Annotated in this window: 28 protein-coding genes; 16 read left to right on the top strand and 12 right to left on the bottom strand. The window is 38.3% G+C overall.

The window, feature by feature from the left end:
* Positions 1-80: 80 nt before the first annotated feature.
* The 4 genes from ACQY77_RS19175 to ACQY77_RS19160 form a co-directional block, all read right to left on the bottom strand.
* Entirely contained in the window at positions 81-614 is a 534-nt protein-coding gene (locus ACQY77_RS19175) for a DUF3575 domain-containing protein (protein ID WP_421940708.1), read from the bottom strand.
* A 217-nt stretch (positions 615-831) separates the two neighbouring features.
* Positions 832-1377, bottom strand: a complete 546-nt coding sequence (locus tag ACQY77_RS19170) for a hypothetical protein (RefSeq protein ID WP_421940709.1) — start codon at positions 1375-1377, stop codon at positions 832-834.
* Between the two features lie 4 nt (positions 1378-1381).
* Positions 1382-2089: an ATP-binding cassette domain-containing protein gene (locus ACQY77_RS19165; RefSeq protein WP_421940710.1), complete on the bottom strand. Its 708-nt coding sequence runs from the start codon at positions 2087-2089 to the stop codon at positions 1382-1384.
* Between the two features lie 12 nt (positions 2090-2101).
* Positions 2102-3022, bottom strand: a complete 921-nt coding sequence (locus tag ACQY77_RS19160) for a glycerophosphodiester phosphodiesterase family protein (protein ID WP_421940711.1) — start codon at positions 3020-3022, stop codon at positions 2102-2104.
* Positions 3023-3179: 157 nt separating this feature from the next.
* On the opposite strand from ACQY77_RS19160, the gene ACQY77_RS19155 reads away from it, so the two are divergent.
* From ACQY77_RS19155 to ACQY77_RS19095, 13 genes are all read left to right on the top strand, one after another.
* Positions 3180-4661 (top strand): glycine--tRNA ligase, encoded by a 1482-nt coding sequence (locus ACQY77_RS19155; RefSeq protein ID WP_421940712.1) that lies wholly within the window; start codon positions 3180-3182, stop codon positions 4659-4661.
* Positions 4662-4854: 193 nt separating this feature from the next.
* Entirely contained in the window at positions 4855-5685 is an 831-nt protein-coding gene (locus tag ACQY77_RS19150) for a ThuA domain-containing protein (protein ID WP_421940713.1), read from the top strand.
* Positions 5686-5877: 192 nt separating this feature from the next.
* The gene (locus ACQY77_RS19145) at positions 5878-6642 is read left to right on the top strand and encodes a DUF6252 family protein (protein ID WP_428430041.1); all 765 of its coding nucleotides are present in this window, start codon (positions 5878-5880) and stop codon (positions 6640-6642) included.
* 177 nt (positions 6643-6819) lie between these two features.
* Positions 6820-7227, top strand: a complete 408-nt coding sequence (locus tag ACQY77_RS19140; RefSeq protein WP_421940715.1) for a helix-turn-helix transcriptional regulator — start codon at positions 6820-6822, stop codon at positions 7225-7227.
* A gap of 85 nt (positions 7228-7312) precedes the next feature.
* Positions 7313-8077 carry an SDR family NAD(P)-dependent oxidoreductase gene (locus ACQY77_RS19135; RefSeq protein ID WP_421940716.1) on the top strand — a complete coding sequence of 255 codons (765 nt, stop codon included), beginning with the start codon at positions 7313-7315 and terminating at the stop codon, positions 8075-8077.
* A gap of 143 nt (positions 8078-8220) precedes the next feature.
* Positions 8221-8910 carry a CAP domain-containing protein gene (locus ACQY77_RS19130; RefSeq protein WP_421940717.1) on the top strand — a complete coding sequence of 230 codons (690 nt, stop codon included), beginning with the start codon at positions 8221-8223 and terminating at the stop codon, positions 8908-8910.
* Positions 8911-9043: 133 nt separating this feature from the next.
* Positions 9044-10534, top strand: coding sequence for a catalase (locus ACQY77_RS19125; protein WP_421940718.1), 1491 nt, complete (start codon positions 9044-9046; stop codon positions 10532-10534).
* A 109-nt stretch (positions 10535-10643) separates the two neighbouring features.
* On the top strand, positions 10644-11135 hold the full coding sequence (locus ACQY77_RS19120) for a GtrA family protein (RefSeq protein ID WP_421940719.1): 492 nt from the start codon (positions 10644-10646) through the stop codon (positions 11133-11135).
* A 54-nt stretch (positions 11136-11189) separates the two neighbouring features.
* Positions 11190-11390 carry a hypothetical protein gene (locus ACQY77_RS19115; protein WP_421940720.1) on the top strand — a complete coding sequence of 67 codons (201 nt, stop codon included), beginning with the start codon at positions 11190-11192 and terminating at the stop codon, positions 11388-11390.
* Positions 11391-11420: 30 nt separating this feature from the next.
* Positions 11421-13190, top strand: coding sequence for an aromatic amino acid hydroxylase (locus tag ACQY77_RS19110; RefSeq protein WP_421940721.1), 1770 nt, complete (start codon positions 11421-11423; stop codon positions 13188-13190).
* Positions 13191-13234: 44 nt separating this feature from the next.
* Positions 13235-13936 (top strand): SDR family oxidoreductase, encoded by a 702-nt coding sequence (locus ACQY77_RS19105; protein ID WP_421940722.1) that lies wholly within the window; start codon positions 13235-13237, stop codon positions 13934-13936.
* An 85-nt stretch (positions 13937-14021) separates the two neighbouring features.
* Entirely contained in the window at positions 14022-14384 is a 363-nt protein-coding gene (locus ACQY77_RS19100) for a DUF4870 domain-containing protein (RefSeq protein ID WP_421940723.1), read from the top strand.
* A 111-nt stretch (positions 14385-14495) separates the two neighbouring features.
* Positions 14496-15047, top strand: coding sequence for a C40 family peptidase (locus tag ACQY77_RS19095; protein ID WP_421940724.1), 552 nt, complete (start codon positions 14496-14498; stop codon positions 15045-15047).
* 1 nt (position 15048) lies between these two features.
* Here ACQY77_RS19095 and ACQY77_RS19090 read toward each other — a convergent pair whose 3' ends face one another.
* The 3 genes from ACQY77_RS19090 to ACQY77_RS19080 are packed head-to-tail and all read right to left on the bottom strand — an operon-like array spanning position 15049 to position 17585.
* A complete protein-coding gene (locus ACQY77_RS19090) occupies positions 15049-15654 on the bottom strand; it encodes a YdeI/OmpD-associated family protein (protein WP_421940725.1) in 606 nt (201 codons plus the stop codon).
* A gap of 27 nt (positions 15655-15681) precedes the next feature.
* On the bottom strand, positions 15682-16569 hold the full coding sequence (locus ACQY77_RS19085; protein WP_421940726.1) for a flavin reductase family protein: 888 nt from the start codon (positions 16567-16569) through the stop codon (positions 15682-15684).
* 20 nt (positions 16570-16589) lie between these two features.
* Positions 16590-17585, bottom strand: coding sequence for a fumarylacetoacetate hydrolase family protein (locus ACQY77_RS19080; RefSeq protein WP_421940727.1), 996 nt, complete (start codon positions 17583-17585; stop codon positions 16590-16592).
* A gap of 439 nt (positions 17586-18024) precedes the next feature.
* Here ACQY77_RS19080 and ACQY77_RS19075 point away from each other — a divergent pair, with 439 nt between their 5' ends.
* Positions 18025-19191, top strand: a complete 1167-nt coding sequence (locus ACQY77_RS19075) for a homogentisate 1,2-dioxygenase (RefSeq protein ID WP_421940728.1) — start codon at positions 18025-18027, stop codon at positions 19189-19191.
* 175 nt (positions 19192-19366) lie between these two features.
* Positions 19367-20497, top strand: coding sequence for a 4-hydroxyphenylpyruvate dioxygenase (gene hppD / locus ACQY77_RS19070; RefSeq protein ID WP_421940729.1), 1131 nt, complete (start codon positions 19367-19369; stop codon positions 20495-20497).
* A gap of 252 nt (positions 20498-20749) precedes the next feature.
* Here the strand turns inward: hppD and ACQY77_RS19065 are convergent, their stop codons facing one another.
* The 3 genes from ACQY77_RS19065 to ACQY77_RS19055 form a co-directional block, all read right to left on the bottom strand.
* On the bottom strand, positions 20750-21268 hold the full coding sequence (locus tag ACQY77_RS19065; RefSeq protein ID WP_421940730.1) for a DsbA family protein: 519 nt from the start codon (positions 21266-21268) through the stop codon (positions 20750-20752).
* A 1-nt stretch (position 21269) separates the two neighbouring features.
* Entirely contained in the window at positions 21270-21731 is a 462-nt protein-coding gene (locus ACQY77_RS19060) for a peroxiredoxin (protein ID WP_421940731.1), read from the bottom strand.
* A 90-nt stretch (positions 21732-21821) separates the two neighbouring features.
* Entirely contained in the window at positions 21822-22739 is a 918-nt protein-coding gene (locus ACQY77_RS19055) for a DUF58 domain-containing protein (RefSeq protein WP_421942412.1), read from the bottom strand.
* A gap of 56 nt (positions 22740-22795) precedes the next feature.
* On the opposite strand from ACQY77_RS19055, the gene ACQY77_RS19050 reads away from it, so the two are divergent.
* The gene (locus ACQY77_RS19050; RefSeq protein WP_421940732.1) at positions 22796-23731 is read left to right on the top strand and encodes a DUF3078 domain-containing protein; all 936 of its coding nucleotides are present in this window, start codon (positions 22796-22798) and stop codon (positions 23729-23731) included.
* A 40-nt stretch (positions 23732-23771) separates the two neighbouring features.
* Here ACQY77_RS19050 and ACQY77_RS19045 read toward each other — a convergent pair whose 3' ends face one another.
* Both ACQY77_RS19045 and trxA read right to left on the bottom strand, forming a co-directional pair.
* Positions 23772-24977 carry a PQQ-dependent sugar dehydrogenase gene (locus ACQY77_RS19045; RefSeq protein WP_421940733.1) on the bottom strand — a complete coding sequence of 402 codons (1206 nt, stop codon included), beginning with the start codon at positions 24975-24977 and terminating at the stop codon, positions 23772-23774.
* Positions 24978-25101: 124 nt separating this feature from the next.
* Positions 25102-25422 carry a thioredoxin gene (gene trxA / locus ACQY77_RS19040; protein ID WP_421940734.1) on the bottom strand — a complete coding sequence of 107 codons (321 nt, stop codon included), beginning with the start codon at positions 25420-25422 and terminating at the stop codon, positions 25102-25104.
* Between the last annotated feature and the right edge of the window lie 50 nt (positions 25423-25472).

Genomic DNA, 25472 nt, shown 5'->3' with positions numbered 1-25472 from the left:
CACAATTAAAGGGAATAAATAAAAAATCCCCGCCAACATCTGCTGGCGAGGAAACACTTAAGTCAAATTATGAGAAGTTCTTAAAAAGAGAAGCCCAGACCGAACCCGATATTAGGTAAAATTCCACTGGCTTTTAACGTTGAGAAATCACCGGAGTTGTCATCGTACTTGAATGATGAATAAGCTGCCCCAAGATTTAAATCCAGGGTAAATCCGCTACCGAACACCCATTGGTATCCGGCTTTAGCCCCAACATTAAAGGCACCGTAATTTGTTTCGTTGCTTTCTTCACTAAAAAAATTATTTAATTTTACTTTACCAGAGAGGTAACCCACTTTTGCACCCGCATACCATCCATGAAGTGCCTCTTTAAAATAGTAACGATATTGTAATTCACCACCAACACTGGAATATTTTGAGCCTGCAATTTTGTAACCTGCAACTCCAAGCCCGGCAATGGCTGTACTGTTCTCTCCAATTTTAACTTCTCCGCTGATGAGATCGGTACCGCCAAAAAATGCCAAAGGATTGGCTTTGAGTGCAACAGTTTGAGCCTGAGTAGTTGCAACTGTTAAACTTGCAACCGTTAATAAAGACAATAATAATTTTTTCATTTAATTTAGTTTTGGTTTCTATAACCAAAAACAACATAAATGCCATTAAAATGAAAGGACACACAGAAGGCCCCCAAAACAATTAAATTAGCTGTTTTACAACTAAATAAAACCAAAAATTACATTACAGGAATCAACCGTAAAGTTTAGGAAACGTAGAGGTATTTTCCCTTTTTGGGGATAAAATTACTTGTTTGGATATTTTTGAAAAGATTGGCTAAAGACCGAAAACATAGCCAAAACGAATACCTACAAAACCTTTAGAACTCGAAGTATTGATTACCGAAACTTTTTCGGTTTGACCTGCCCAGGCCTCATAACGGATTCCAAGATCCAGTTTGTTTCCGCTGCTGAGATTAAAGAAGTTTCCAATGCCAGGCGACCACACGAAAAGTGTTTTTTGACCACTATTTAAAGGTACCGCAGCACCTAACTGGCCTTCTGCATAAAAGCCCCCACTTACCTGGTATTTGAGCCCCAATTTTGCCGGTAGGTATGTCAAATCCTGCAAACTAACTACCCGGCTATTTCTTCCAAAAAAATTCATCAACCCAGCATTTAATGTCAATACAAATTCTTCACTAATTGGCAGATCCGCTTTTATGGAAGCTCCCAAACCTACACCCGATACGTTAGAGAAATTACCGGAAGGAAGTCCGAATTCTGCCGAAACACCAATGTTTGTGGTATTTTGTGCTTTTAAGGTAAATGAAGTAGCTAATAGAACAAAGAATATGAAGCGAGATGTTAGTCTTGTAATCATTGGGTTATGCGGTAAGTTTTCTGAAAATGTCTTCTAACGAATTGGAGTTATGTGCTTTCTTAATGCCTTCAAGTGTATCGCTTGCTACAATTTTTCCCTTGTTAATGATGATAATGTCATCACAAATGGCATCTACCTCTTGCATAATGTGTGTAGAAATCACCACCGTTTTATCCTTTCCCAAGGTTTTAATGAGCGCCCGGATATCAACTAATTGATTTGGATCCAAGCCACTGGTAGGCTCATCTAAAATCAACACCTGAGGATTGTGGATAATAGCCTGTGCCAATCCCACGCGTTGCTTATATCCTTTTGATAAAGCTCCAATCTTTTTATGCTGCTCCGGACTTAAGCCCACCATTTTAATTACCTCCTCTACCCTAGGGGTTAAATCAGGAACACGATAGGTTTGACCAATGAAATTCAAAAACTCTTTAACATACATATCGGGATAGAGTGGCGTATTTTCCGGGAGGTACCCGATATGCTTTTTAGCTTCAAGCATATCCTTTTGAACATCATTCCCTGAAATGCTTGCTGCTCCTGATGTAGGCTCCAGATACCCCGTAAGCATGCGCATTGTGGTCGATTTTCCTGCACCATTTGGCCCCAGGAAACCTAAAATACGGCCAGGTTTGGCTTCGAAACTAATTGCATCTACTGCTTTTTGCTTGCCATAGTGCCTGGAAAGATTTTTTACTGAAATGCCCATCTTACTGTCGCCCTAATTAACGTGAGTGGAACTTAACTTTTTGTTATAACGAAATTTATCTAACTCTTCTGCCGTTTGAGGCAAATTATCGCCCGATAAAATATCCGCACCATTATTCACCAAATGATAATACACCATTCTTGCCGGACTTGTCTCTGCACTTCTGTCTAAGTTGCCCATTGTACCCAAAATAGTGGTAATTCCCTTTTCATGTAAAAATTGATAAAAGCCTTTATTTGGCGCAGCAACACCAACAAAAGCTACAATCCTATCATTTGGAATCCCCAGCTCGTTAAGCCTTTTTAATTCAGATTTTTTTTGAACTGAAGCTGAAATCATTAAATCGGGTGCCAGGTGATGTACTTCCTGTGCCTGATTGGCTGTATAAGTTATGATAATTGAATTACTTTCTACTTTATATTGCCTTACTTTCTCAATTACTTTTGCATAAGAAACGCCTTTTTTTAAGTCGATGGTTAATAGTACCTTTCCTTTACTCCAACTCAAAACACTATCTAATGTTGGGATCTTAAAAGTTGTCTCCTTACCTTCATTATCTTTTAAATTAAAAACCCTCAGTTCTTCATATGTATAATTTCCAATCGGCCCTTTGCCGGTAGATGTCCGGTCGAGTTTATCATCATGCATGATAACCATCACAGAATCCTTGCTATAGGCGATATCAAATTCTATCACAACCGGATTGTAGGTAGTAGCATTTTCGAAGGTTTCAATACAATTTTCAGGATAACCAGGCATTGGTCCGCCACGATGCGCGCTAATTAATGGGAAGCGATTTTCCGGCGTCCATTTCAGGAACTGGTATAACTCTGCTGTATTGTTAAAATTGATATAATGATTTACTTTTTCTTCTTGCTTACATGATCCAAATAAGACTGTGGCAGAGAAAAAAAGGATTTGATAAAATTTCATGCCCCAAAAGTAAAGGAAATTGATTTATTAAGCAGCAAGTATTTAATATCTAGTATCAGGTATTGGTTTATCGGGTTAATTGTTTAAAAGTTAAAAGTAGAAAGTTAAAAGTTTAAAGTTTAAGTAGAAAGCTCAAAATAATTATCTTTGCTGCATTATGGCTCAAAAGAATAACGACGAACAATTTAAAAATGTAATCTCCCATGCTAAAGAATATGGTTTTGTATTCCAAAGCAGCGAAATATATGACGGTTTAAGTGCCGTTTACGATTATGGCCAGTTAGGTGCCGAGTTAAAAAACAACATCAAAACTTACTGGTGGAAAGCGATGGTGCAAATGCACGAAAACATTGTAGGTATTGATTCTGCAATTTTCATGCACCCTAAAGTTTGGAAAGCCAGTGGCCACGTAGATGGTTTTAACGATCCAATGATCGATAATAAAGATTCAAAGAAACGTTACCGTGCGGATCAGTTATTAGAAGATAAAATAGCTAAATACGAAAAAGAAGGTAAAACTGAGAAGGCTGCCAGGTTACAGGCAGATATGGATGCTGCCTTAACAGCTGAAAACCTTCCTCAGTTAAAAGTTTTAATTGAAGAACATGAAATTGCCTGCCCGGTTAGTGGCACAAAAAACTGGACTGAAGTTCGTCAGTTTAACTTGATGTTCAGCACCCAATTTGGTGCAATGGCTGAGGGAAGTGATGAGGTTTATCTTCGCCCGGAAACAGCTCAAGGGATTTTCGTTAACTTTTTAAATGTTCAAAAATCAGGAAGAATGAAAATTCCTTTTGGTATTGCCCAAATTGGTAAGGCATTTAGAAATGAAGTAATTGCACGCCAGTTCATCATGCGTATGCGTGAGTTTGAGCAAATGGAAATGCAATTTTTTGTTCGCCCTGGTGAAGACAAAAAATGGTTTGAATATTGGAAAGAAGCCCGCTTAAAGTGGCATCAGGCATTGGGTACTTCTCCAGAGAAATATCGCTACCACGACCACGTAAAGTTGGCACACTATGCTAATGCTGCTACCGACATTGAGTTTGAATTCCCATTTGGATTCAAAGAAGTAGAGGGAATTCATAGCCGCACTGATTTCGATTTAAGTCAGCACCAGGAATATTCTGGCAAGAAAATGCAGTATTTTGACAACGACTTAAACGAAGAAGGTAAGCCATATGGAAATTATGTTCCTTACGTTATTGAAACTTCTATTGGTTTAGATCGTATGTTCTTGTTAACCATGATCAATGCTTTTGAAGAGCAAGATTTGAGTACCGAAGAGAAACAGGACAGCCGTACTTTACTTCGATTGCATCCGGCCCTAGCACCATACAAAGTAGCTGTTTTCCCATTAACCAAAAAAGATGGTTTGCCAGAGAAAGCACGCGAGATTATGGATACTTTGAAATTTGATTTCAATTGTATTTATGAAGAAAAAGATGCCATAGGTAAACGTTACCGCCGTCAGGATGCTATTGGTACTCCTTTCTGTATTACTGTTGATCACCAGAGTTTAGAAGATAATACTGTTACTATCCGCCATCGTGACAGCATGGAGCAGGAACGTGTAGCCATTGCTGATTTAGGTAATATTGTGGGCAATGCAGTTAGCTGGAAAACCTTATTGGCTTAATAAAGTTCAGGCTTTTTAGTACATGATATACAACCGCAGATTTTATAGTCTGCGGTTTTTTTATAAGCTCTTCGGAATGAATTTTATCAAACGTTTGAAATTTGTTCCCGCCCACAAATTTATACCTTCAGGTTAAAGGGATTCTCTATCTAAGTTAGGTTTAGGTAATTTGGGTTAATCAATCCCCAATCAAATGCCCAAATTATCATTAATCACATTATTTGTTGTGCTGAGTACCGTTTTCAGCTTCGGTCAGGCTTCAAAATCCGGTTTTAAAGTCATTGCTTTTTATACCTCAAAAAACGATCAGGCTCACATCAGTTTTGTTCATGAGGCCAACAAGTGGTTTCCAAAAATAGCTCAGCAATATCATTTTAGATATGATTCTACTTCCAACTGGAACAATTTAAATGCAGAATTTTTGTCTCAATATCAAGTGGTTTTATTTTTAGATACCCGGCCAGAGCTTCCTGAGCAACGATTAGCCTTTCAGAAATATATGGAGAATGGCGGCAGCTGGATGGGCTTTCATTTTTCTGCCTTTGCACTATCCAAATCAACTTATCCTCAAAATTGGGACTGGTACCATCAAACTTTTTTAGGTTCAGGCGAATATGCGAGCAATACCTGGCGACCCACTTCTGCAATTTTAAAACTGGAAAACACGAAACATCCAATCACGAAGGGTTTACCCAAAACATTTAAGGCACAGCCCAATGAGTGGTATAGATGGCAAAATGACTTGAGGAAGAATCAGAATATTAATATTTTACTGGCTATCGATTCTACAAGTTTTCCATTGGGTACTGGCCCTAAAGCACACGAAATTTGGCACAGCGGATATTACCCTGTGGTATGGAGCAATAAAAATTATAAAATGGTTTATGTAAATATGGGGCACAACGATATTGACTATGAACATAAATTTGATCGGTCCAACAAAACTTTATCCTATACTTTTGAAAATGAAATACAATCCAAAATGATTATCAACAGCTTACTGTGGTTGGGTAAAGGGAAGTGATTACCGGAAGACTTTACAAGGTATTTCATAAAGCTATATTAATTAGAAAATTCTCGCTACCTTTGTGTTAACCAAACATTTAGTTCGCTCGTGAATAAGCCAAAATCATTTCTACTGGCATTTTTATGCCTCTTCATTATTACTTCCTGCAATAAAAAAATTGATTATCATCCTGAATGGGATGTATCTACTATGAGTGCAAAAATTGATGGTACATTACTACAATGTTCTGTTGCCTCTGCACAAATCTTTGTAGTAGGATCAAAAACTACCCTTCAAATTATCGGTAATAAAGGCTTAAGCGGCTTTAGCATCATGATCAATGATTTTAAGGGGGTAGGAACTTATCAGTTTTCCGATCAGAATTTAGGGATTTATGCACCTGGTACTTCAGGTTTGCAAGACGGATACATAAGTAATTCAACAGGAACAGTGAAGATTACCAACTACACTGCTAACCAGATCATCAAAGGCACTTTTGAGTTCAAAGGGGAGAATATGATAACTTCGGCGCAAAAAAATATAACAGAGGGACAATTTAGCATCAGCTTAGTTCCAATAAAGCTTCCCGAAACCAATAACAGCACCAATAATTTAAGCGCAAAGGTAGACGGCACCGTTATCGGTTTCACTGGCGAGGCTATATCCGTTGCCACTCCTATTGGTAACACCCTCAGTATTATCACTGTTAATGGAGAAAAAAGAATGATACTAGGTGTTATCGGATACAAAGGGGCGGGCACTTATGATCTTGCTAGTGAAGGAACTGGCGCATATATGAAAGATCAAACACCTACAGGATCCTTCTCTGCTGAAAGTGGAACTTTAACCATCAGCAGCGATTCGGGAGGAAGGATAAAAGGAACATTTTCATTTAAAGCACCAAATGAAGATTATCAAATTAAAACATCAGTAACTGTTACCGAGGGCACCTTTGATTTGCCATACAAAAAATAATAACTTGACTTAAGCAAAGGTTCTGCCGCTGATATTTCAAATCAGCGGTTTTTTTATTTCCAAATTTTTATACGCCTCATTTTTGGTACGGTTAATAACATAAGCGTCATAAACAAGAATTAAATTTCTTATTCGATTTTTCCAGGATTATATTTGTTTAAACAGCCATTGATAAAAATGAAAATCCCTGAAAAGTTTTTTGCCCGGAGACATGAAATTGCAGCAGATTTTTTAAAGGAACTGGACAAACACCTCGATGATATCCTATCAGGAAAAGCTACTGAGATGTTTGAGGTCAGAGACTTTGCAGACCTGATTCATGTTCATCCAACTCACTTAAGTAATACCATTAAAGCTGCTACGGGTCATTCTCCATGCTTCTTTTTTGAAGAACGCTTGATGGAGATTTCTAAATCGATGCTTCAAAATGTGAGCGTTCCTATTGCCGAAATTGCCAGAACACTTACTTACGATCCTTCAAACTTCACCAAATTCTTTAAACACTTCTCAGGTCAAACGCCTAAGCAATACCGGGCCGCATATTTCCTGTCGTTAGCAGAAAAAAAGGAAATTATCACCATATAAAACTTAAACTTTCACCATTTTAACTTAACTACTCACCATTTTTCTCATCTGTTTCCAGCTAATTTTGTTATCAAATAAAAAGACAATGGAAACACAAAATAAAATTGCCCTTGTTACTGGCGGCAGCCGGGGATTGGGAAAAAACGCGGCTCTAAAAATTGCAGGAAAGGGCATTGATGTGATTGTAACTTATCAATCCAAAAGAGAAGATGCTGAGCATACTGTTGAAGAAATTAAAAAGCTTGGCGCAAATGCCGCCGCTTTACAGTTAAACGTAGCTGATACTAAAAGCTTTGATTCATTTTTCCTGGAAATCAAATCCGTTTTAAAATCCGTATTCAATAAAGATAAATTTGACTTCCTAATCAACAATGCAGGTGTTGGTGCACATGCATCCTTTGCCGAAACAACAGAAGAACAGTTTGACAATTTAGTAAACATTCATTTCAAGGGAGCCTTCTTCCTCACACAAAAAGCGCTTGGATTACTAAATGATGGGGCTGCCATTATAAATATTTCTACAGGATTGGCCCGTTTTTCACTTCCGGGATATGCAGCATATGCATCTATGAAGGCAGCAATGGAAACCTTAACCAAATACCAGGCAAAGGAACTCGGATCAAGAGGCATCAGGTCAAATATAGTAGCTCCTGGGGCTATAGAAACTGACTTTAGTGGTGGTGCTGTACGCGATAATGCTGATCTTAATAAAATAATTGCTAGCCAAACGGCTTTGGGTCGTGTAGGCTTACCTGATGATATTGGTGGTGTAATTGCCTTCTTGTGCACTGAAGATGCAAGATGGATTAATGCACAGCGTATTGAGGCATCCGGAGGAATGTTCTTATAGAGACGTTGCGGGTAGTGGGTTATGAGTTAAAAAAACGGCTAAAATATTTTATCCCAAACACATAACCCACAACTCGCAATTAATTTTAGCCGCCACCAAAAATAAAAGCGTTGCTTTGGCGTTATCCATGAAAATCGTCCTCCATGTTTAAGCGGCTCCTACCCTTTTTTCTGTTATTTTTCCCATGTTCCAGTCTTCTTGCCCAAAGATGGTCAGATGCAGAATTCCGAAAAGCGAATACTGCAGCAAACGCGCCCTATTTAACTGATGAGGAAAAAAACATCGTTTTATACATGAATCTCATTCGCCTGGATGGCGAAAAGTTTTATTACACCTTTTTAGAAGATTACATTAACAACTATAACGCAAAAGTTAGGAAATATAGAAACTACAATGAACTTCGGATAACGCGCAGCAACTCATACTACGTTTCGCTACTTAAACATTTAAGAGGGGTAAAAAACCTGCCCATGTTTTATCCTGATGAACGATTAACTATTTTAAGCCGAAATCATGCGGTTGATCTTAACAGGAATAATCTGGAAAGCCATGAGAGCAGCAATGGAGATAAATTTAATAAAAGGCTTTCCCGGTATTTTCCCAACCGGGCTATGAGCGAAAATATAGATTTTGGTTATTCAAACAGTCTTGATATTGTTTGCCATTTGTTGTTAGACTGTGGCGTTCCCTCACTGGGTCACCGGTTCAATCTATTGGATCAAAAATATAAGCTCAATACCGTTGGTGTAAGCATTCAGCCTCATCCATCTTACACCTGGTGCGCGGTAATTGATTTTGTTGCGCAACCTATATTTTACAGTGAAAACCAGTAAATTTCACTAAATTCAACCACTGCAGATACAGCAGGCTGACCCATATCTTCTATTCTGAGATAGCGGTTAACGGTTTGCTTTTTACTGCTAAATAAGTTGATTTTTATCGGGCAAAACCTACTATTTTCTACCTATGAGCGAAAAGAAAAAACTCACCAGTGCTTCAGGTATTCCTTATGCCAATAATGAAGACAGTATGACGGCAGGGCCACGTGGCCCCATACTGATTCAGGATTTCATTTTACATGAAAAAATGGCTCATTTTAATCGTGAACGCATTCCAGAACGTGTAGTTCATGCCAAGGGTTCCGGAGCTTATGGCACATTTACAGTTACACATGATATTACAGCCTATACCAAAGCAAAGCTTTTTGCAGAGGTTGGAAAAAAAACCAGAACATTTTTACGATTTTCTACTGTAGGAGGTGAAAGAGGTTCGGCAGATGCTGAACGTGACCCACGAGGTTTTGCAGTTAAATTTTATACAGAAGATGGTAATTGGGACCTGGTTGGTAACAATACCCCGGTTTTCTTTGTGAAAGACCCGAAAAAATTTGGCGATTTTATCCATACACAGAAGCGTGATCCACAAACCAACATGAAGAGCGCCACCATGATGTGGGATTTCTGGAGCTTGAACCCGGAAAGCCTGCACCAGGTATTGATCTTAATGAGCGACAGAGGAACCCCATTTTCTTATCGCCACATGCACGGTTTTGGCAGCCACACCTTTTCTTTCTACAACAATAAGCATGAACGTTTTTATGTGAAATTTCATTTTAAAACGAAACAAGGCATCCAAAACTTTAGTAATGAAGAAGCTATAGAGATGAAAGGACAGGATCCTGATCATGCACAACGTGATTTGTTTGAAGCCATTGAAAAAGGAGATTTTCCAAAATGGACGCTTTATATACAGGTTATGCCTTTTGAACAGGCAAAAACTTACCCTATTAATCCCTTCGATTTAACCAAGGTTTGGCCGCATGCAGATTATCCACTGATTAAAGTAGGAGAATTGGAATTAAACCAAAACCCTGATAATTATTTCGCGGAAGTTGAGCAAGCTGCTTTTGCACCGGCACATGTAGTAGATGGGATTTACTACTCGCCAGATAAAATGTTACAAGGACGCATACTATCTTATCCTGATGCACAACGCTATCGCTTGGGGGTGAATTATGAACAGATTCCGGTTAACCGTTGTCCGTTTATGGTGAGCAATTATCAAAGAGATGGTTTTATGCGGGTAGACGGAAATGGTGGCGCAAATCCAAATTATTTCCCCAATAGTTTTGACAACATTGAAGTGGACACACATTATAAACAACCAGCATGGCCCTTAGATTCGTTATTGGCAGACCATTACGATAGAAATGCAGAAGGTGATCATGATCATTATACTCAACCTGGAAATCTGTTTCGTTTAATGGACCCGGAGGCCAAACAAAATACAATTAAAAATATTGTTAGTGCCATGGGCGGAATAAATGGAACAAAGAAAGATGACATCATCAATCGCCAGCTATGCCACTGGTTTAGGGCTGATATGAGTTTAGGTTTAGCCATTGCAAAAGGACTTGAACTTAATTTAGAGAAAGCAATGGAAAGCATGAATCATTGATAAAACTATATCAAAAAACTTCTTATACAATGATAAAAGGCGTCTTTAAATTTCAAGGCGCTTTTTTAGGTTTAAACAATTACCTTTGCCCAAACATTTCGAATAATCAATGCGCAGAGCCATTTTAGCCTTTATAGATTTTTTCCACCCACCTTTTAAAAAATATATCTCCCTCCATAATTTCAGGTATTTGGCCACTGGTGGGAGTACATTTGTTCTGGGTCAGGTAATTTTCTACATCGCCTATAACTTTGTATTCCTTAACGATTTAAAGTATTTTGACTTTACCATTAGCCGCAATTCGATATCACTTGCTGTGGAATTTGCTATTGTTATCCCTTACAGCTTTATTTTAAACAAGTACATTATCTTTACGCATAGTGAGGTTAAATCGAGGGTTCAATTATTTCGGTTTTTGAATTTGCAGCTCATCAATATGCTCTTAAATTATGTATTAATGAAAGGTTTTACCGATATTCTTAATATTTACCCAACAATATCCAGATTAATTGTAGGTGTAGGGATTTCCGGGTTTAGTTACATTTATCAGCACTACTTCACCTTCAGCGTAAAAAAATTCGGAAAAAAGCCAAAACATTAAAACTGACAGTGATTGGGCTAATTGAATGGTCTTTACAGCAATAAACCCGATGAAGTGAAAATACTTTTTGTTATCGCTTACCTGCTTTTTACGCAGACCATAAGCAAAAAGATTGCAGTGAAAGCGGTACGGGACAGAACCAACAGGCAGGGCTACTCCTTTTCAAAATATTTTAAGCAGCATTTTAAACTTTATTTACCTGAGGCTGTTAATTATAGCGGTAATGTCCTTGCTTTGGTAAAAACAACATCCTAACTTAGCCTCCAACTAACTATTATAATACCAATGAGCGATTTTAATAATGCGCAAGTGGCAAAACTGCCCAAGCATTTAAAGCAATTTATTGTTGCACAAAATTATGATAAGTATACGCCGATAGACCAGGCAGTTTGGCGTTACGTAATGCGACAGAATTATAGTTACCTTAAAAATGTAGCCTACTACCCTTATATAAAAGGTTTGCAACGGGCAGGGCTTAGCATTGAATATATTCCTGATTTACAAACCATGAACGATAACCTTGGCAAAATTGGCTGGGGAGCAGTAACGGTTGACGGCTTTATTCCTCCGGCGGCTTTTATGGAATATCAGGCCTACCGGGTATTGGTCATCGCTGCCGACATCAGACAAATCAACCACATAGAATATACCCCTGCCCCTGATATTATCCACGAAAGTGCCGGCCATGCACCAATTATTGCAGATACCGATTACAATAATTACCTCAGTTATTTCGGGGCTATAGGTGCCAAGGCCATGTTTTCGGCTAAAGATTTTGAACTCTATGAAGCCATTAGAAAGCTTTCCATATTAAAAGAAGCTAACGATACGGATGAACGGGATATTGTTAAAGCCGAGCAGGAACTGAAGTATATTAGCGAAAATATGGGCGAACCTTCGGAGATGGCTTTGTTAGGCCGCTTACACTGGTGGACGGTTGAATATGGCTTGATTGGTACCCTGGAAGACCCTAAAATATATGGTGCAGGTCTGCTTTCCTCGATCGGAGAAAGTGCCTCTTGCATGCATGCGGCAGTAGAAAAGTTATGGTATAATATAGACACCCTGAACTACCAGTATGACATTACTAAACCTCAGCCACAACTATTTGTTACGCCTAATTTTCAAAACCTGATTGATGTTTTAGAGCAATTTGCAGATACAATGGCCTTTAGGCGCGGAGGTTCTGAAGGAATACTGAAAGCTATCGCCTGCAAAAACGTAGCTACAGCCATGTATAGCTCTGGCTTGCAGGTAAGTGGCACATTTACCGATGTTGGCTTAGCGCCAAATGATGATGTTACATTTATTAAAACAAACGGGCCAACTGCGCTGGCGTTTGAAGGAAAGCAGCTAACAGGCCATGGGAAGGATTACCATAAGGATGGTTTTTCTTCTCCTGTAGGTAAATTGGCGAACAGCACCAAGGCTTTAGAAGCTTACACAGATGAAGATTTGTATGCTGCCGGAATTTTAGTTTATAAACCTGTAATACTAATTTTTGAAAGTGGAATTTCTGTAGAAGGTATTGTTAAACAAATCCTTAGAAAAGAAGATAAGATTGTGCTGATCGTGTTTGATAACTGTACTGTAAAAGAAGGTAATGGCAATATTTTATTCCAGCCCGAATGGGGAACTTACGACATGGCAGTTGGTGAAAAAATAACCTCCGTTTTTAATGGCGCTGCAGATAAAGATGCTTTTGAGGAGATTACCTTGATTAGCGAGGAGAAAACGCTCCATTATTCTTATAATGAGAAAACCCTCTCCCTTCATGGATTGTATAAACGGGTGCGTGAGATTAGAAACAGTGCACAGGACTTAGATGATTTGGGCGATATTTTTGAACAACTAAGAACCGACCACAGAAAAGACTGGCTTTGTGCACTTGAAATCCTGGAGATTTTGTATCATCAAAAAAATAACAAGCAATTGGAGAAGGAAGTGCAGGTGTATCTGGAAATTAAAGCCAGTAAAGAGCCCGATCATACCAAATTAATTAATGACGGTTTACATGTGATCAAGAATCCGGTTAATCAGTTAATTGAAGATTAAACCTTCAAAATTCCTTTTAACTTTACAGCTTTTAAAATATTTAGATGAATATCATTATTACAGGTGCCAGTAGCGGAATTGGCTTTGAAACCGCTTTAGAGTTTAGTTTACAAAAAGAAAATAAGGTTGTGGCCATTGCCCGATCTGCAGATAAACTCCGCAAGTTATTGGAAATAGCAAGAGGAATTAATCCTGATTGTACGTTATTACCTGTAGAATTTGATATTGTAAATGATGACTATGCTGCGCTATTACCTTTTTTACAGGAAAGATTAGGTACAATTGATATTTTGATTAATAATGCAGGAGCCTTAATTAACAAACCTTTTGTGGATACAACAGAAATGGATTTGGGTGAAATGCTTCAAAGCAATGTAATTTCACATTTCAGAATGATTCAACATGTATTGCCTTTAATGAAAGCAGGAAGTCACATCGTAAATATTGGAAGCATGGGCGGTTTTCAGGGTAGTGTTAAATTCCCTGGGCTATCTGCCTATTCTGCAAGTAAAGCTGCATTGCATACCTTAACAGAGTGTTTGGCCTTTGAACTTGCCGAACGCGAGATTAAGGTAAACTGCCTGGCCCTGGGCTCTGCACAAACTGAAATGCTCGAAACTGCATTTCCTGGCTACCAAAGCCCGGTAATGGCATTTGAAATGGGAAAATATATTGCTGATTTTGCCAGGTCTGCGCACAAGTTCTTTAATGGAAAAATTTTGCCGGTGGCAGTAACAACACCTTAGTTTTTCTTTTGTTTAAATTATTTTAACTTTTTCACAACAGTTTATCCATTTATTTGTTGTGAATAGAAATCTAATTTAATAACCTATGGAAACAAACAATTTTACTACCACAACAGAGGACGGAAAGACCGTAAGCATTGTAAGCTATTTAACAATTATTGGCTGGTTGATTGCCTACTTTGCAATGCACAAAGACAAAAAAACGGATTTGGGCAGTTACCAGTTAAGACAAACCTTATTGCTCCACTTAATTAACATTGGGCTGGGTATTTTAAGTAACATTTTACTTGTTATCACCGCATCACTTTCAATTGGTTACATTTTTTACGCACTCTACATTGTTCTTTTTGTCCTATGGATTATTGGCTTTATCGGTGCCGTTAATGGGCAGAAAAAACCTATTCCGCTAATCGGTGAAAGAGCACAGAGCATTTTTCCACAAATTTAGCCCACTACAAGATAATTTGAGAAAGCCCTGGTCATTGATCAGGGCTTTCTTATTTCAACTCATTTTCAACATTTTAATAAGATTATATTTTTTCTTCTATCTTTGGAGCCAATGAAGAAAATTATAGTCCCGATTTTGTTTTTCATTTTATCTGCCACTACTGCTAAATCACAAACTGTTGTACCAGCACAGTATCAGGAGGTAATAAAGAAATTAGTTGCCAATCTTCCAAAGGAAGTAAAAGATGCGGAAGGTCGTAATCAGTCGGGCACTAATTCTACCAGCTTAATTGATTTCGCCAAAAGCATGTTAGGTATTCCCTATCGCTATGCCACCAGTAACCCAAAAGTGGGCTTCGATTGTTCAGGTTTTGTAAGCTATGTTTTTAGTAATTTTGGTTTTAAAGTTCCCAGATCATCTGTAGAGTTTAGCAGTACAGGAAAAGAAGTAAGCTTGGAAAATGCTAAAGTTGGAGATGTACTTATTTTTACTGGCAGCAACCCAAGAGTACGAAGAATTGGCCACGTAGGAATCATTTACTCTATTGATAGCGATGGCATTAAGTTTATCCATGCTTCATCGGGGAAAGCACATGGCGTAACCATTACACCTTTAGATGGTTACTACAAGAGTCGCTTCATAAAAGCTGTAACGATACTCTGATTTACTTTTTATACTTCCACATTCGGGTTTTACCTTCTGCCAGCCATTCAACAGCTGTATCTAACCTTTTCTGTTTAGTTGCTTCAGTTTTAGCTTCTTCTAACCATTCAATATATTCTTTCTTATTTGAATAGCTAAAATTTTGAAAAGTAGCTAAGGCCGAGGGATCTTGCTTTAAGGCGTCCAGAAAATACTGTGGCGTTGTAATTTCCTTCTTTTCTGTTGATTTTGGTTTAGAGGGCAACTTCACGTCATCTTCATTGAGCTTAATCGCCTGCTGGATATAAGCTATTAAAATCTCATCGCCGGGAAGATCCGCAAACGATTTAATTTGCCCTAAACCACCCATTGCCTCTGAACTATCTTTAAAGATCTGGAGCTCATCATTCATCAGTGAGGCTTTCCAAAAACCAAAAACACAATGCTTTTTGAATGAAGCCATGTGGCAAACTGTTCCCTTAAAATCGAAGAACGGCATGCCCCATTTAATTTTCTCTTCAATTCTGGCATCTGCACGATGAACCAAACTTCTTAAATGTTCTAAAATAGGAATGGCAAATTCTGCAGAATTTGCGATATACTGATCTACCTGTACGATGGTGTTCATGATGAAAGAATTATGCCTTACTTAAATTTAAAGCAAAACAATTTTTAATGCAAGTGCTACATCATTTTGTGCCAGAAATTGTTGTGCCAGTTGATGCAATTCTCGTTCCCTGTTGGTTGCATCGCCTATAGTGGCGTCTAAAACTTCTTTCACCTCAGGTAAAAAACTTACCAAATCAACTTCTTCATCTGTGGGTAAGTTTTCAATGTTCCCCAACATCCCTAAATCATTACCGGTCAACACCTTAGAAAACCTGACCGATTGAGGTAAATTATCTACACCAATACCGAGTTTAGCTAATGGTTTAGCCACTTTGAACAGATTTTCGGGTGTTACCCTGCAATACCAATCGCCACCCAACCGGGCTACCAGATCGATTTTTTCCTGGTCAATTTTCCCTTGCTGATCGAGGATTGCTTCATTGATGTGGATAAGTTTTATTTCTGCTAAAATCAGGTTTCCGGCACCATGGTTTTCGCCGAGGGAGATGACTTCATTAACGACACATTCAAACTGAACAGGCGCTTCTGCAACTCTGGGAGGAGCCACTAAATCTGATTTTAGCATCGTAAATCCAGCCTTTTCAAACTCATTAACTCCTTTAGCATATTCTGTGCTTGCCAGGCTCATTTGCTGAACCATATCGTAGTTTACGATATTGATTACGCACTCTTTCACCTCTTTTACATTTTCAAGTGTATGCTTAGTGGTATTATCGCGAACCCTTCTGGCAGGTGAAAATATACAGATGGGTGGTTTGGTACTAAACATATTGAAAAAACTAAAGGGGCTCAAATTGATATTCCCTTCAGCATCAATAGTTGAAGCAAAGCAGATTGGCCGGGGCGCAATGGCATACTGCAGGTAATCCTGCATCTGAACTGCGCTTAAATCAGCAGCTTTAAGCGTAAGCATATTCAAAAAATTAGATTAAATTATTTCTTTAACGCAAGAATAGAAAAATCGCTATCCGCTTTTTTAATGATGTTACTTAAGGCACCTAATCCTGTAATTTCCATTTCAACTACATCACCATCCTGTAGCCACTGCGGTTTATAGTTTGGATCGTTTAACAAGCCTGTTCCATTAAGTTCAAGAAAACATCCTGTTCCTACAGTACCAGAACCAATTACGTCACCGGGAAGAATATCTACGCCATAAGCACAACGTTCAATAATTTCGGCGAAGGTCCAGTCCATATCGGAAACATTTCCTTTAGAAACTTCAATTCCATTTACGCGGCAGGTCATCTTCAAATCGTAATTATTGCCAACATGCCCTTCTTTCGGATCCACTTTATACAGCAGCAATTCATCAGGTGTAACTAACCAGGGACCGATTACAGTAGAAAAGTCTTTTCCCTTTGCAGGGCCTAAGTTCAGTAACATCTCTTCCATTTGCAAAGTACGGGCGCTCATGTCGTTCATAATCATGAAACCAGCGATATAATCATCAGCTTCTGAAGCTTTAATGTTTCTACCTTTTTTACCGATTACTACGGCAATTTCAAGTTCGAAATCAAGTTTTTCGAAATGGTCGGGCATACATTCGATTTCTCCCGGCCCCTGAATGGCGTTATGATTAGTGAAATAGAAAATAGGATATTCATCAAACTGCGGAATCATATCTGCTTTACGGTTTCTGCGGGCCGCAGCCACATGCTGCCTGAAAGCATAACCATCTCTGCAACTTGCAGGATGAGGAACTGGTGCTAAGAGTTCATAAAAAATTTCTTCTTTCGCCTCCAAAGCTCCTTCCTTAATCTGATCATCTACCCTTTTTGCTCTTTCCATTAGTACCTCTCCACCTTCTAAAAATTCCTTCATGTTATCGGGAAGTAGCTTATCACAACTATTCAGGTTGTAAATGTGTCCATTCACAAAAATGCCCAAATGCTCTCGATCTTCGGTTTTGTAGGATACTAATTTCATAATTTAATGGGTTAAATTTCGGAGGTAAAGCTAGCGATTTAAGCAGGTGAAAAACAAGCAGTATTCGTAAATTTTTAAATCCAAGTAATTCTACAGACTTAATTTATACTCGATAACAAGCACGCAATCAAGCTATTGCAATTACACAACAAGACCATCAGAAGCTCATTTTCAAATTACCGCATAATCATTTATCCATAAATAAAGTTTCATTTTTTAAATAAAATATCTAACTTGGCTCTCAATTAATCATGATCTTAAAAGCATTACATATTGATTTAGTGAACGACGCAATCGCTGTACGTCGCTATAAGATGCTATCCAAGCTGATCATGGCTCAGTATTCTCTTTAATATCCGCTTATTTCTTTTGAATTGAAACGCATTCGCGTTTGAATTGTTTATTAATTGGATTTTTTCTAACCTAACATCAATCAATTATGCCTATTTATCATAAATTGGGGCAGATACCAGCAAAAAGACATACGGTTTTTCGTAAGCCTGATGGAAAACTTTATGCTGAAGAACTTGTATCCACAGAAGGATTTTCGAGTCTTTATTCTCTTGTTTACCACTGTCACCCCCCTACAATGGTAAAACATTTAGGTGAAGCCTATAGCGTGGAGCCCAAAATAGCCAGAGAAAAACACCTTAAGCATACCAGTTTAATTGGATTTAAAATCAAGCCCGAAGACGATTATTTAAAAAGTCGCAAGCCTGTTTTGGTCAATAGCGATCTTCATATTATTCTAGCCGCTCCACGAAAATCAATGACAGATTATTTTTATAAAAATAGTCAGGCAGATGAAATGATTTTTATCCATGAAGGATCAGGCAAGTTGAAAACCGGCTTTGGTGAGATCAGGTTTTCTTATGGTGATTATCTGATAGTTCCACGGGGAACTATTTATCAAATGGAATTCGACAGCGAAGAAAATCGCCTCTTTATTGTCGAAAGTTTTAGTCCGCTTCGTCCACCTAAAAGATATTTAAATCAATATGGCCAATTGATGGAACATGCTCCTTATTGCGAACGCGACCTTAGATTGCCAGAAAATTTAAAAACTTATGATGCTTATGGAGATTTCAAGGTTTTAATTAAAAAACAAGGACTTATTTATCCATACACCTATGGTACTCATCCTTTTGATTATGTGGGATGGGATGGTTATCATTATCCATATGCCTTTTCAATACACGATTTTGAGCCAATCACCGGCCGTTTACATCAACCGCCTCCTGTACATCAAACATTTGAAGGACACAACTTTGTAGTCTGCTCGTTTGTACCACGCAAATACGATTACCATCCGGATTCCATTCCAGCTCCCTACAACCACAGCAACGTAGACAGCGATGAAGTGCTTTATTATGTGGATGGGGATTTTATGAGTCGTAAAAGCGTTGTAAAAGGTCAGATCACCCTTCATCCAGGAGGGATTCCTCATGGTCCTCATCCCGGAACGGTAGAAAAATCTATCGGAAAGGAAAAGACAGATGAACTGGCTGTGATGATCGATCCCTTCAAACCTTTAATGCTTACGCAGGAGGCTTTGGATATTGAAGACGAAAATTACCACAAAAGCTGGCAGGAAAATATTGAATAGCTCAGTTGGTAGTTACCAGTTGGCAGTTCTCAGTTGACAGTTCTCAGTTGGCGGTTCAACAATTAGACAATTAAACAGTTCATCAATTAAACAGTTTTCAGTTGACAGTTTTCAGTTGACAGTTCAACGATTAGACAATTAAACAGTTAAACAACAATTCAAACAACACAACAATATGGAATCATTAACATTTGCAGAAAAGATATCTAAAGCACAGGATTTTCTGCCAATTAACGGAACAGATTATATCGAATTTTATGTAGGTAATGCCAAACAAGCCGCACATTATTATAAAACAGCCTTCGGCTTTCAAAGCTTAGCTTATGCTGGCCCTGAAACGGGTGTTCGTGATCGTGCATCATATGTTTTACAACAAGGTAAAATCAGGCTGGTACTCACCACAGCACTTAAATCTGATCATGCGATTTCGGAACACGTAAAAAAACATGGTGATGGTGTAAAAGTACTTGCTCTATGGGTAGACGATGCTTACAGCGCTTATGAAGAGACCACAAAACGTGGTGCGAAGCCTTATTTAACTCCCCAAACCTTAACAGATGAATTTGGTGAAGTCAAAATGAGTGGAATCTATACCTATGGAGAAACCATTCATATGTTCATCGAAAGAAAGAACTACAGTGGCGCATTTATGCCTGGATATCAACCCTGGAAAAGTGAATATCAGCCTGCTGAAACTGGTTTAATGTACATTGATCATTGCGTAGGTAATGTGGGCTGGCATAGAATGGATGAAGCTGTAAAGTGGTATGAGGATGTGATGGGCTTCGTTAATATTCTATCTTTCGACGATAAACAAATCAATACAGAATATTCTGCTTTGATGAGTAAAGTAATGAGTAACGGTAACGGTTATTCCAAATTCCCGATCAATGAACCTGCGGAAGGAAAAAAGAAATCACAAATTGAAGAATATTTAGAATATTACGAAGGTGAAGGCGTACAACACATTGCTGTAGCGACAAAAGATATTGTGCATACAGTGAAAGAACTAAAATCGAGAGGTGTAGAATTTTTGAGCGCTCCACCAGAAGCTTATTACGAAATGATGCCGGAGCGGGTAGGTAAAATTGATGAAGAAATAACGCTTTTAGAAAGTCTGGGGATTTTGGTCGATTGTGATGAAGAAGGCTATTTGCTTCAAATCTTCACCAAACCTGTAGAAGATCGTCCTACATTATTTTTTGAAATCATCCAGCGCAAAGGAGCTCAAAGCTTTGGAGCAGGAAATTTCAAGGCCTTATTTGAGTCTCTTGAACGTGAACAGGAATTGAGGGGTAATTTGTAGAAATTCGGTGTCAAATTAACGAATAAGTTGAAAAAAATACATTTTAACGATGTAAACTCCGTTTCTCTACACTTAATTAAATCGTTCACCAATTTCTTCACTAAAACTTCATAATTGAACTGCATCTTTGATTAACAAAACACCAGGAGCGATTTCAGTTTTGTTAATTCTAAAAACTCATAATTAGTTTTTTAGTTTTCCGGTTACCCTTATCTGATACCTCATGTATTGAAAAATACATGAGGTTTTTTCTTACCCGGCACTTTCGTTCAGCATATCGCGAAGGTCAATTGCGCCACCATCAAATTTTTGTCCATTCACATAAAACGATGGCGTACCGTTTACCCCACTTCTTACACCACTTTCAAAATCTGCTTCTACCCTTTCTCTTACTGACTCAGAAGCTACATCTTCCTGGAATTGCTTCAAGTCAAGGCCAATTTCTGTGGCAGTTTTTATAAAAAACTCTTCGCTCATTCCGGTCTGGTTCTCATAAATGGCGTTATGCATTTCCCAAAATTTACCTTGAAGTGCAGCAGCCTCCGCTGATTGTGCAGCTAAAAAAGCAAGCGGATGGATTTCCTGAAGCGGGAAATTTCTGAAAATGAATTTAATCTGTCCTTCAAATAAAACCTGAATATCTTTTATAATGGGATAGGCTTGTCCACAATAGGGGCACTGATAATCGCCAAATTCTACAATCTCTACCGGAGCTGAAGATGGTCCCTCAATATGGTCATTGCCATTTACTGCTGGTTTTAATGTGCTCATCTTAATCTTTTTCTAATTGTTCTAATGCATCCAGAATACCATCTGCGCCAGGATTTATCGCGGTTGGAGATAAATAACTCCACGCAATTTCACCTTCCTTATCTATCACAAAAAGTGCTCTTTTACTTTCACCCACTCTTTCATCATATACGCCATACGCTTTGGAGACTGCGCCTTTAGGCTCAAAATCTGCTAATAATGGAAAATGTAGATTTCGATCTTGAGAAAATGCCAAATGGCACCAAACGCTATCTACAGATATGCCAATTACCTGAGCGTTATGTTTACTAAAATATTTCAAGGTTTCATTATAAAGGGCCATTTGATCGCTGCATACCGGGCTCCAATCTGCCGGATAGAATGCCAATATCACATTCTTCCCCTTAAAATCTGCCAACCTAACTTTCTGATCTGGTGTAGCGTTTAACTCAAAATCTGGTGCCTTTGCGCCTTTTTCTAACATAATGGGATGGATAAAAAAATGAATGATAATTTAATTTTAACACCTCAACCGTCAAGATGTTTGTACAGGGAATATAAAATGGATAAATAGTTAACCCATCTTTTGACGCTTGATCAAATAAGCCTGTAATATGCTGTAGAAACCTTTATTTATATCCGCATCAATCAAATCAATCTTGTATTGGTTACATTTTAGCTCGATTTGTTGCCTGTAAGCCAATACCGCCTGCATATAATTGTCTTTAACCTGATTGGTATGAACTTTAATACTTTCACCTGTCTCCATGTCAATAAACTGGTAAGGGCGGTTATCGAAATTGAAATCGACCTCTTTCGAACGGTCCACAACATTGAAAACTACTACTTCGTGTTTATTGAATTTCAAATGCTGGAGGGCATCAAAGAATTGATCTGTTTTCCCGGCAGTAGTTTGCGTGTTAAATAAATCGCTAAAAACAACCACCAGCGACCGTTTGTGAATCAGTTCGGCTACCTGGTGTAAAGATTCGCTCAAATTTGTGGTAGCATTTACTTTTGGCTTTTGAAGCAGATCTTCTAACTGAGCAAACAAAAATTTCTGGTGAACAGTTGTGGATTTTGCTGCTGAATTCAATAAAATCTCATCTGTAAACAAGCTCAATCCAAAAGCATCTCTTTGTTTCTTTAACAAATACATCAAAGATGCCGTAGACTGAATGGAAAAACTGAGCTTGTTGTTTTTGGGCTCAGGAAAATACATCGAAGATGAAACGTCGATTACAAACTGGCAGCGCAGGTTAGTTTCTTCTTCAAAGCGTTTACTGTAGAGCTTATCCGTTTTAGCGTATAATTTCCAATCGATATTCTTAACATTATCGCCATTATTGTACTGGCGATGCTCTGCAAATTCTACCGAAAAGCCATGAAAGGGACTTTTATGCAAACCCGTAATAAAACCTTCTACAACTTGTTTAGCCAGCAATTCTAAATTGCCATAACTGGTTTCATTCTCGTAATTTACTGTTTGCATCATGTAAATCTAAAAAATAAATTCATTTGATTATCTTTATCGCTTAACCAAAAAAAATGAATAAGTATTTATTATTATCACTATCATCCCTGATCAGTTATAATAGTTTTGGTCAAAACTTAACAAATGGAGGTTTAAACACAGAAAGCACAAAAATTCTTAGCAGAATAGACACTGCAAAAAAACAAGAAGGCTGGACCATTCGAGGATCGAACACCTTACTGCTCAACCAGGCCGCATTTTCTAACTGGGTAGCCGGAGGGATCAATTCGGTAGCTTTAACTGCCCGTGTAGATTATGAATTTAACCTCAAGAAAGGTAAAAATCTTTGGGAAAACCGCATCCTCTCCGGATATGGTTTACGTTCTGAACAGGAAAACCGTACCACAAAGGTTGAAGACATGATTGATTTAACGTCAAAATACGGCTATCAAATCAACCAAAGTAACTGGTTTGCCACTGCGGCAGTTAATTTCAAAACACAATTCAGTAAAGGCTTTGATTACAGTAAACCCGATCAAAGTTATCTGTCCAATTTCCTGTCTCCAGGTTATTTAACCCTTGGACTTGGGGTGGATTACATTCCAAATGATCATTTTCAGATCAGTTTACATCCATTAACTTCCAGGTTAACCTATGTGAAAGATGAAATGGTTTTTGATCCCAATCGCGACGGTATACTTACAGAAGTTTTCGGAGTAAGCCCCGGGAAACACTTTGTTTACCAATTAGGTGCTTATATTGGCGGAAGATATAAGGCCAATTTAATGGAGAACATTGTGCTGGATAATCGTTTTGGTATTTTTAGTAATTACCTGAAAGATCCACAAAATTTAGTTCTTGCCTATTCTGCCATTCTGGACATGAAAGTAAATCGCTTTATTTCTACACAAATTACAGCGGATTTATTTTATGATGATAACCAAATTGGTAAGCTTCAATTAAAAGAAACTTTAGGTGTAGGCTTAACGTATAAATTTGGAAAGTATTAAAAAAACAAAACCCTGTAGTTAAGCTACAGGGTTTTAATAATTATTTCTTCGCTATTTTATAGAGATTTCCATTATCGGTAACCGCGTATAAAGCACCATCTTTTCCTCCTACCAGATCACGGAATCTTTCTCCTTTATTTTCAAGAAGTCTTTCTTCTCCAACAACCTTATTATCCTTGATGACCAATCGAATGATATGCGATCCGCTTAAAGCACCTACGAAAAGATTTCCTTTCCATTCGGCAAGCGCATCACCATTATAGAAAGCAATGGTTCCCGGCGAAATACTTGGATTCCAATAATATACAGGCTGTTCCATTCCTTCTTTTTGCTGAATACCCTCTCCTACTTTTCTACCGCTGTATTCTACCCCATAGGTAATAATTGGCCAGCCGTAGTTTTTACCTGGTTTAATAATATTTACTTCATCACCGCCTTTAGGCCCGAATTCGGCTTCCCATAACTCACCTGTTTGTGGGTTAATGGCTAATCCGTCAGGGTTACGTAATCCATAGGCATATATTTCAGGACGTGCGTCTGCCTTACCTGCAAATGGCCCATTGGCTACAGGTTTGCCATCAGGGGTTAAATGAAGAATTTTCCCCAGGGAAGAGTTGAGGTATTGTGCCTGAATTCTGATATCTGAACCTGAGCGTTCTCCAGTACTCACAAAAAGGTTTCCGTTTTTATCAAAAACAATCCTTGATCCGTATTGAAGCTTACCATTGTAGGCCGGAGTAGCTTTGTAAATAACTTTCTGATCCTCTATCGTAGTTTCATTCGCTGCAAGTTTTCCCTTAGCAATTGCTAATAACACCCCTTTAGCCTGGGGCGCTGAATACGCCCAGTAAACCAATCTGCTTTTAGCAAAATCGGGGGCTAAGGTAACATCTAAAAGTCCACCCTGACCCGAAGGATCAACCTCTGGAAGGCCTGTTATTTTCTTTTGTAGCTTACCATCAGTGCTAAGGATGACCATCGTGCCCTGCTTTTGTGTGATCAGGAAACGTCCATCTGGCATTACAGAAATGGCCCAAGGGTTTTCCAGTTTGCTGTTTAAAATCGAGATATTTAAAGGTGTTTGAGTTTTAACCGCTGTAATACGGGTTTGACCTGCAAATGCGGGCTTGTAGTCTGCAGATGGCGTTCCCGTTTCCACTTGTGCAGAAACGCTAAATACATTAGCGCAGGTAAGAATAAGACCAGCTGTTAATAACCTAATGCATTGCTGATTATTTAATTTCATAGGATGTTAGTTTTGTTTAAAACAACAAAAAAAATGGGACAATAAAAAACCCGGATGCATCAAATGAATCCGGGTTTTAAATATGTTACAAGCCATGAGGCTATATTGTATTATTTTCGGTTGATTAAGCTAATTGCTTATTCAATTTATCTGCTAAAATTGATTTTGGAACTGCACCAACTTGTTTATCTACAACCTGACCGTCTTTGAAATACAATAAAGCAGGGATGTTTCTGATACCAAACTGCATAGAAATCTGAGGGTTGTTATCCACGTTAACTTTTCCAACTACCGCTTTACCATCATATTCTTTTGCGATTTCTTCTACTACCGGACCAACCATGCGACAAGGGCCACACCATTCTGCCCAAAAATCTACTAATACGGGTTTATCTGATTTTAACACAACTTCCTCGAAGTTTGCATCTGTGATTTCTAATGCCATAATTAATTTTTTATGTTCAAATATAGGTATTCAATTGTAATGCCAGCTAA

This window comes from Pedobacter sp., assembly GCF_965279535.1.
Lineage (GTDB): Bacteria > Bacteroidota > Bacteroidia > Sphingobacteriales > Sphingobacteriaceae > Pedobacter.
This window is presented reverse-complemented; position numbering and strand designations above follow the sequence as displayed.